Annotated in this window: 8 protein-coding genes; 4 read left to right on the forward strand and 4 right to left on the reverse strand. The window is 39.2% G+C overall.

What is annotated here, in order from left to right; genetic code table 11:
* Positions 1-301: 301 nt before the first annotated feature.
* A complete protein-coding gene (locus AB4153_RS20175; RefSeq protein WP_102528298.1) occupies positions 302-766 on the reverse strand; it encodes a Fur family transcriptional regulator in 465 nt (154 codons plus the stop codon).
* A 320-nt stretch (positions 767-1,086) separates the two neighbouring features.
* Here AB4153_RS20175 and AB4153_RS20180 point away from each other — a divergent pair, with 320 nt between their 5' ends.
* Positions 1,087-2,061, forward strand: a complete 975-nt coding sequence (locus AB4153_RS20180; RefSeq protein ID WP_371998483.1) for a methylenetetrahydrofolate reductase — start codon at positions 1,087-1,089, stop codon at positions 2,059-2,061.
* A gap of 70 nt (positions 2,062-2,131) precedes the next feature.
* Here the strand turns inward: AB4153_RS20180 and AB4153_RS20185 are convergent, their stop codons facing one another.
* Positions 2,132-3,640 (reverse strand): DUF3360 family protein, encoded by a 1,509-nt coding sequence (locus tag AB4153_RS20185; RefSeq protein ID WP_371998484.1) that lies wholly within the window; start codon positions 3,638-3,640, stop codon positions 2,132-2,134.
* Between the two features lie 586 nt (positions 3,641-4,226).
* Between AB4153_RS20185 and AB4153_RS20190 the strand changes: the two genes are divergently transcribed.
* Positions 4,227-5,324, forward strand: coding sequence for a GGDEF domain-containing protein (locus AB4153_RS20190; protein WP_371998485.1), 1,098 nt, complete (start codon positions 4,227-4,229; stop codon positions 5,322-5,324).
* A 61-nt stretch (positions 5,325-5,385) separates the two neighbouring features.
* On the opposite strand, the gene AB4153_RS20195 is transcribed toward AB4153_RS20190, so the two are convergent.
* Complete coding sequence (locus AB4153_RS20195) at positions 5,386-6,276, reverse strand: mechanosensitive ion channel family protein (RefSeq protein WP_371998486.1); 891 nt, start codon at positions 6,274-6,276, stop codon at positions 5,386-5,388.
* 365 nt (positions 6,277-6,641) lie between these two features.
* On the opposite strand from AB4153_RS20195, the gene AB4153_RS20200 reads away from it, so the two are divergent.
* Entirely contained in the window at positions 6,642-7,358 is a 717-nt protein-coding gene (locus AB4153_RS20200) for a YrhK family protein (RefSeq protein WP_102528303.1), read from the forward strand.
* Between the two features lie 231 nt (positions 7,359-7,589).
* Positions 7,590-8,228 carry a trimeric intracellular cation channel family protein gene (locus tag AB4153_RS20205; protein WP_371998487.1) on the forward strand — a complete coding sequence of 213 codons (639 nt, stop codon included), beginning with the start codon at positions 7,590-7,592 and terminating at the stop codon, positions 8,226-8,228.
* 198 nt (positions 8,229-8,426) lie between these two features.
* Here the strand turns inward: AB4153_RS20205 and AB4153_RS20210 are convergent.
* Positions 8,427-8,705: heavy metal-binding domain-containing protein (locus AB4153_RS20210; protein ID WP_371998488.1), on the reverse strand; the 279-nt coding region annotated here is incomplete at its 5' end.

Here is an 8,705-nt window from a genome sequence, read left to right on the forward strand (position 1 = left end):
TAAGGGCTTTAAATTGAGGGTTCTAAATTAAGGGTTCTAGATTAGGGGTTCTAGATTAAGGGGTTTAAATTGAGGGCTCTAGATTGAGAGTTCTAGATTAAGGGCGTTAAATTGAGGGTTCTAGATTAATGGGGCTAAATTAAGAGTTCTAGATTAAGGGCTCTAGATTAAGGACGGTAGAGTATGTGAGTTGGTAAGTTAACCAATGACACGCCCTAGTTTGAATGGAGAGTTGCACTGATTGTACCCAGCTTTGCATTGTATGAACCCAAAATCATCACCAGGCCAAGCGAAACAAAAGTTAATTTGAAGCTGCACAATCCTTACATAAGCATTGTATTTCAATCTGAGAATTGATGAGTTGAAAGTCAGCTTGTTTAATACTGTCTTTTAATGCCTCAATGACACTGGTTTGAATGCCTTTCTCTGCCACTTTGCCGCAGGTTTTACAGATCAAAAACTGAGGAACTTCGTGGGCATGTTCGCAAGTGATGTGTGAACAAGCCAAATATTTATTTTCAGAAGATAATTTATGCACAAGCGGCAATTGACTCAGTATATCGAGCATGCGGTACACAGACATAGGGGCTAATGCTTCTTGATGTGTGGTGCGGTAGATATCAACAATTTCATAGGCGGATAGCGGCTTACTGGAGTTCAGTAATACGCCTAAAACATTTTTTCTTTTCTCCGTTAACTTAACGCCATTGTCGCGACATATTTGCTCCGCTTTGGTAAAAATCGCAACGTTTTTGTGGGTAGGCATGGTTTGGCTCTAAAGAAATCAATGTTGCGCTATTATTTATCTTCGGGCTGAGATTGTAAATAATAAACCACCAAACATCTTTTTAAAGGTCGACTCAGGTTCAGATAGTGTGAGATAGGCGAGCCTATGAGCCATCAGCAATCAGCAATTATAACGTACTTACAAAAGGGGAAATTCCCGCAGGTGATTTCAGAATGACTGCAAAGCAAGAATTATGAGCTTTATTCATTTTAAACATTACAAAAAATCATTCTATCTGGCCTTAACAAACGTGAGAATTTCAGACACAATGTAGATAACATCCATCTAGACGGCTAAACATGAGAAAATCCCTAAAACAGCGTTCATCCGATCATCACCGTGGGATCTACTTTATTGGCACAACCCCACCTAAAATCGATACCGATTTTGAAATGGTCAGTACTATTGCTGATAAGTTATTAGCGCGCCTTGATGAGATTAGCTTTGATGGTTTGATCATTTACGATATTCAAGATGAAACTAGCCGTATTGATGCGCCAAGACCTTTTCCGTTTAAAGCGACCCATGATTCTGGCACTTATGCTCAATTGATCAATCAAAAGTCTGGTAAGCCTGTAATTGCTTATAAGAGTGTTGCAGGCCTTGATGAACAAGGTTTTAACGAGTGGTTATCTCGGGCTTGGTATCAAAATAATGTCAGAGACATCGTATTGGTCGGCTCGCCGTCCGCGCAAGTCGCAAGTTCTCTACCATTAAATGATGCATACCGTGTGTTATCGGAACACTCTCAGGAGTTTTACCTTGGTGGTGTTGCCATTGCTGAGCGCCATTTAAGTAAAAAGAATGAACATATCCGTTTATTAGGTAAGTCCAATAAAGGCTGTGAATACTACATCACGCAAGCGGTGTATAACGCCCAAGCCACTATCGATATGCTTACCAGTTACGCTGAAGAGTGTGAGCTGAATAATATCAAGCCCAATCGAGTGATCCTGACTTTTTCGCCTTGTGGTAGTGCTAAAACATTAGAATTTATTAATTGGTTAGGGGTATCAGTACCTGAAGAAACCAGTAACCGTATTTTGTCTGCAGATGACCCACTGTATGAATCAATTAAAGTTAATTACAGTAATTTGCAGAAGATTTTGGGCGCCGTTATTCCACTTAATATCCCATTAGGCTTGAATATTGAAAGCTTAACCAATCGTAAAACAGAAATTGATGCGTCTATTTTGATGTATAAACTGCTTAAGGGCACGATGGATCAAGCCTTGGCCCAGAATCAAATAAATCAATTTGTGTTAAACAAATAAGCTCACTGTAAACATGCCCTATGGCGTTAATTTCCCTAGGGCATGACTTTTCATACACAACTCACCAGCGTTATTTTAAGTCCGAAATGATGGCCGGAATACCGGGTAGTAAACCCACTAGTGCCATAACACCTGTGAGAATGACAAACATGATACTGGGTGCTATCCAGCGATTCATTCTAGTCAGTTTTGCGCTTCTGTCTTTACAGCCAATCAAGCCTAAATTATCCAATAGCATGGTGAGTGACCAGCCAAATGCAGGGTTCACTAATACTGATGAAAACACCACAATAGCGGCAGATTGGGTGGTTTTACCTTCGCGAGTCATTTCCATACCTGCTTCAAGTAATGGAATAAATACCCCAACGACCAGTGCAACACACAGCACAGGTTCCCAAATAGCAAGATCCATTGGATAACCCCATAGCGCAGCAATAACGCAAAACAATGCGGTAAGTAATGCACCCGCTGGAATAGGGCGCTTAGCAATCGCAGCTGGGACAATATAAGTCCCCCAAGATGAAGTGAAATTAGCCCCACCAAGTAGTGAGCCTACTGTTTGACGAATTGAGGCGCTGGTCATGGTATCGTCAATGTTCATATGTACTTTTTCAGTACGTGGAGGATAATTTATCTTTTGAAATACTTGATGGCCTAAAAAATCAGGGGACCACATAGCAACGGCTAAAATGGCAAAAGGCAGCACGACCATGAAGCTTTCGATAGTCGGTAAACCGAGCATCCAACCTGAGTTATCTCCCCACCAATACATTGGGTTCATATTAGGTAAACCTGGGGCAGTGTGAAACTCAAATGGCGCGCCCATGGCAAAGGCTAATGTGCCGCCCAGTAAACAACTTAATGGCACAGCAAGCCAACGTTTTCGCCAATGTTCCAGTAATGCGTACAGAATAATGGTGCAAAAAATCACAATAAAAGCAATGTGCTCCATGCCGATACCATCAGCCCATGCATACAATTTCTTTACTTGTGATGCGGTGCCGACAAAGCCTAGATACAAGAGTAGCCCTCCGCACACACCTTTACTGGTGAGGTTTGCCAGCATACTGCCGCCTTTACTAATAGCGAGTATTAATCCTAGTGCGCCAATCTGTAATCCAAAGGCCATTGGGTGGCCACCTGCTGCAACCACAATCGGTATGATTGGGATCAACGGCCCATGGGTGCCAGCTAAGTTTGCTGTAGGTAATAAAAAACCTGAAAAGATAACAATGAAGAATGCAGCAATAATCAGTTCATAACGGACATTTTCTAAGATGAAACTTTCTTCAAGCCCTAGTGATGTTGCAAAGGTTGTCGCAATCGCGCCCACCATGACAACTTTACCAATGGTTGCAGCCATAGCTGCAATTGAATCTTCTGGTTCAAAGCGAAAATCTTTGAAAGGTAGGTTAGGACGCCAGCGTTTTGGGTCCATGATGCTGAGCTCGTGTTCTAGATATTCTTCTCGACTATTAAACGATGAACTTGGCTGATGTTGCTGTTGGTAATTTAACTTGTTTGCTTTTGTTGATTGGTCACTTTCTTGCTCATGTACTGATTCAGAATTACTGCTCATATTATTCCTATTGTTCATTCAAGAAAGTTCATTCACTAAAACTCACTTACTAAATTTCACTTGCTAAAAGTGCTTTGGATATAGACTCGGGATATAGATTAGAGGCACCTTATCTGAAGCATGTGGCCATAGCGAACAATAAAAGCAGTTTTGGACTCAGACATTAGTCGTAGGTAAATAATAATTTACAGATTTAAAATCAATAACTTGAATTGATTATTATCTATAGATAAGTCACAGGGTAGTTTTATGTAGGGTATTTGGGGTGTTACTCAGTCAGTTAATTACATTGAAAAATATATTGCAGAATAAACAAGAGTCATTATCTCATTACGATGTGATACCAAAGATAGGTTTTAATAAAGTCGACCTAAACCTCGTGATAGGTTTATAGCGTCATCCAGCTGATGATGAATCTGTTCATTGCTAAATCGGAATCTTGTTTAATTACTAATTTTGCGGTATTTCGACATTTAAAGCATTGAGGAGGAAATGCTTTAGGTTATTGAAAAGATGAGCGTTAATTTATTAACTTAATTAGTGAGATAGTCTACTATTTGTGTGTATGGTTATATATGGAGATAGGATGTCTGCAGTTCACCCCAAACTAATTGAAATTGTTGTAGAACAAACGCCAAGGGCAATGATTGCCATGCTTATCGTCTCTATTGCTTATATTTCTATATTCATCTCATTTATTCCAATCACTATTTTATTGGCTTGGTTTTCATTGCAGTTACTTCTCGCGGTAGCTCGATACCTCAATATAAAAATGTTTAAACAGCATTTGAGTGACGACAATGCTAAGGGCTTGAGCCAACAGGAAATGGTATTTATAGGCCTTAATCTATTTCAAGCTTTCACTTGGATGGTTTCGTCTGTACTGATTATTATTTTCGCACCTCAACCATTTGAGCTGGTTAGTTTTGTGGTAGCGATAGGCATCATTACTGCTGCGACATTATCTATGACATCGCTTTATAAGGCTTATTTAGTATTCTTTTTTGCGATGATAATTCCTCAAGTTTTTATCATGTTTTATTATGGCGAGCATCAGCATATTGCCATGGTGGTATTCGCGATAATTTATATTCCTGCAACAATCTTACTGTCTAAGTCTATGTATCATAGTCGTTTATCAAGTATTGAAGCTCATGAAGAAATAGAGAAAAGTGCTGAGGAATTCAGGAAACTCTCTATTGTTGATAATTTAACCAATGCTTATAACAGACGTTATTTTTTTGAAACCTCGAAAAAGGTTCTTATGATGGCGCTTAGAGATAGAAGAAAAGTGTCGATGCTGATGTTTGATATTGATTATTTTAAGAAAGTTAATGATACGCATGGGCACCAAACTGGAGATTATGTCTTAGTTAATTTGGCTAAAAATGTAAATCAACTCATGAGGGAAAGTGATATTTTTGCCCGCATCGGTGGCGAGGAGTTCGCCATTTTACTGAATAATACTTCAATGAATGATGCCAAAGTTTTAGCTGAAAGAGTTCGCGCTATGGTCGAAACATCCACTTTTGAATATAACAATACGGCTATACACATCACCATCAGTATTGGTCTTTCAGAGTGGACAGGTACTAGCATGCAAGTTGATCAGTTATATGCCATGGCCGATCAACATTTATATCTTGCTAAGGAAAATGGCAGAAACTGCTGTTATCCAGACTAAAAAGTCTGTTTTATGCGCGAATAAATTATCATCTCATCTCATCTACATCGAAATTGTTGAATTAATCTTCTTTGGTGTGGGAGATGGTTAGTGCTCCATCTAGATGAATATCTCGCTGTGGGAAAGCAATTACAATCTTGTTCTGTTCAAATAATTCGTCAATTCGAAAGCGTATCTCACTACTGGTTTGTCGCAGTTGGCCTTCCATTTTTGCTTCCATCCAAAAATAGACGACAAAAGCTAAGGCGTTGTCACCAAAGTCATTGAAGATTACGGAAGGAGCAGGGGTTGTTAATATGGACTCTTGCTCTGAAACAGCTTGTTCGATTAATTGAGCCACTTTACGACAAGGCGAGCCATATGCCACGCCAACACTGATAGTGGTGCGTGTTTTAGTATCCATTAAGGTCCAGTTGATAACAGTATTTTCAAGTAATTTACTGTTAGGTATTAATAAATGCACGCCATCAGTACGGCGAATTCGAGTTGATCGAGTATTAATGGCTTCTACATTCCCTTTAACGCCATCAACCTCTAAAAAATCTCCAATTTTAATTGGACGTTCCCACATTAAAATCCAGCCACTAATAAAGTTGTTAATGATGTTCTGAGCGCCAAAACCGACACCAATTGCGACAGCGCCAGAGAGAAATGCAAAAGCCGTGATGGGGATATTAATCAGTTCCAATGTTATGGCTAACATGGTGACAATACCGAGAATATAGGTAATGCGGCTAACCAAGTGCACTACATCAGGTTTCATTCCTTTTTTAGTCATACGACTGGTTAATAATTTAATGATCGCTTTAAGAACGAAATAACTTATCAGGAGTAAAAAGGGAATAAACAGAATATCGCCAACACTGATGGCTTTTTGTTGGACGGTAAAAACGGGTGTATCTAATATCGCAATGATATTGTCTAGCGCGCCATTAATTGTATCGAAATCCATCGTCATTCCTTGTTGTTTCATTAATTTGGCTAGTTTATTTTAGCTCGATTTTTAACAACTGCTCATGTTAGTTACATGGCGATGATTAAGTTTATAAGGATGATTTGTGCATTAGTTGGAGGTTGTTTCTGAGCGTAGCAAGCTTACGTTAGCTTATTTAGAAACAGCAAAGCTAGGCGAACGGTTAGTTTTACTTGTGAATATTTTAACGGTTTCTGGAATGATTATTTGTAGGGTGCGCTCCTACATAAGTGATTCGTTTGATTGAGGTTTGTTAGTTAACATGCTTTGTGACAGTCAGGTTTAATTGCAGCCATCACTTACCGACCATATTTATTAAATACACCGACAGGAAAACGCTATTTATGCCACACGCCTTTTCAAATAGACGCCGCATTTTAAACCTTACCGCAGATAAAAAAGCGCTGAGAGCACAATTTCGCTGGGAAACCATCAATGCAATTGCTTATAAGTTGGGTGGTGTGCTGTTTGTTATAGGTAGTTTTTTCTTTTTCCCGAGTAGAGCTGAATATGCCTATATCGGTGGTTGGATATTCCTTGCTGCCTCGTTAACGTATTTAGTGGTGAATGTGCATGATATGGCCGAAATCCGACGTTACTGGAAAGACCATAGTACTCATAAAACAGATGAGGTTTTAGAGTACTTTGCGGGGGCGACTTATTTGCTCGGTACACTATGTTTTGTATTTGGCCGTATAACCAGCTTTCCTCAAGTTGACTGGGCGCTTGTCAGTACTTGGTTATTCATTATTGGCAGTACACTGTTTATTGTTGGAGCAGCGGCGAACATCTTTTTGATTATCAAAGCTGACTCTGTGAAATTACTGCAATTGATGAATTTAACCTCCATATGTTTCATCGTCGGGTCAGTGCTTTATGGCATGGCATCAGTGCCGTATTTATGGGCGTTCGAGTCGCCTAATGATCACTTACTTATTCTTAACTTTCTTGCTTGGCAGTACATGATTGGTAGCTGCTTGTTTCTGTTAGGTGGCATGTTTAATTATTGGCGGGCGTATTTGTTAGTTCAATCGGAAATTGCCAAGTTGCAGGAGTCATAATAAGTGCTTATAGGTGTTATTGGGGTTAAGGTTCTTTTATTGTACATTGTTGATTATTACTATTAATAAATCTGTAAGTTCAATCTGTTTTACTTAAGCATTTATATGAAATATTAATTTTTATTATTTTTATGCATTAAAAAAAATAATGTGAAAAAACAATTTTTGTATCTGTATTTTTTACATAAATAGGCGCAAAATCCGCTCTCTTTTTATTAGTCAGTACATTTTATGTTAGAAGTTAAAGTTATCAGTGCTTTATGGCTCATAGGCATATTAGCAGAGGCGATGACTGGCGCGTTAGCCGCCGGTAAAAAACAAATGGATCTGTTTGGTGTGGTGATTATTGGTTGCGTAACGGCAATAGGTGGTGGCACCTTACGGGATATGTTGCTCGGTAACTACCCAATTATATGGATTGAAAATGTACACTATTTGTTGGCCATCGCAGGTGCCTCATTACTTACTGTGATGATAGCGCCGCTAATGCGCTACTTAGCAAGATTGTTTTTGGCAATTGATGCTATTGGTCTCGCTGTATTCTCAATTGTAGGTGCACAGAAAACTTTAATGCTTGGATATAGCGCAGAAATAGCGATTGTAATGGGCGTTGTGACAGGTGTTTTCGGCGGCGTTATTCGAGATATTTTATGTAATCAAGTGCCGCTAATTTTTAAGAAAGAACTATACGCAATCGTCGCTTTATTAACGGCAACCTTGTACGTGGTTATGAAGTTTACTGGGGTTGTTGAATGGATAAGCCTGACTGTTGCTGTGACTTTTGGTTTTAGTTTTAGAATGTTGGCTATTCGATATCAATGGTCGATGCCAAAGTTTGATTATCAAAATCAGTCTGACAGTTTGCATTGAACAAATAAATAGCAACTGATAATCGTTGAGATTCGTTTGAATTGCAGATGTTTGTTATCAAGCTTATTATAGGTAGTGCTAATCATATCAAATATTAAACCACGCTTTAGCATGCTAAAACGTGGTTTTTGTAGAGCAGAATTTTCGAAAGTGCGGCTTCTTACTCTTGTTTTTCCTCTTGTATCTTACTCTTGTTTCTTAATCGTGTGACTGGGCGCTTGAGCTAGTAGCTATTGGCATTAAATCCATGCCGCAATTTGGACATGTATCGCCAGCAATACCTGTAATCTCAGCGTTCATAGGGCAAGCGTGTGTATGCTTGGCGCTAGCATGCTCTTTATGTGAATAGTCTTTATGTGCGTGGTCGCCTTTTTTAGCGCACCCTTTGCACCCTTTGCAGTTTTCGGATTTGGCTTTGTTAGCACACTTGTCGCATTTGCCTTCACCTTTACAGTTTTCGCATTTGGCTTTGTTAGC

The sequence above is a fragment of the Shewanella sp. 10N.286.52.E4 genome (assembly GCF_041468785.1).
Taxonomy (GTDB): Bacteria; Pseudomonadota; Gammaproteobacteria; order Enterobacterales; family Shewanellaceae; genus Shewanella; species Shewanella electrodiphila.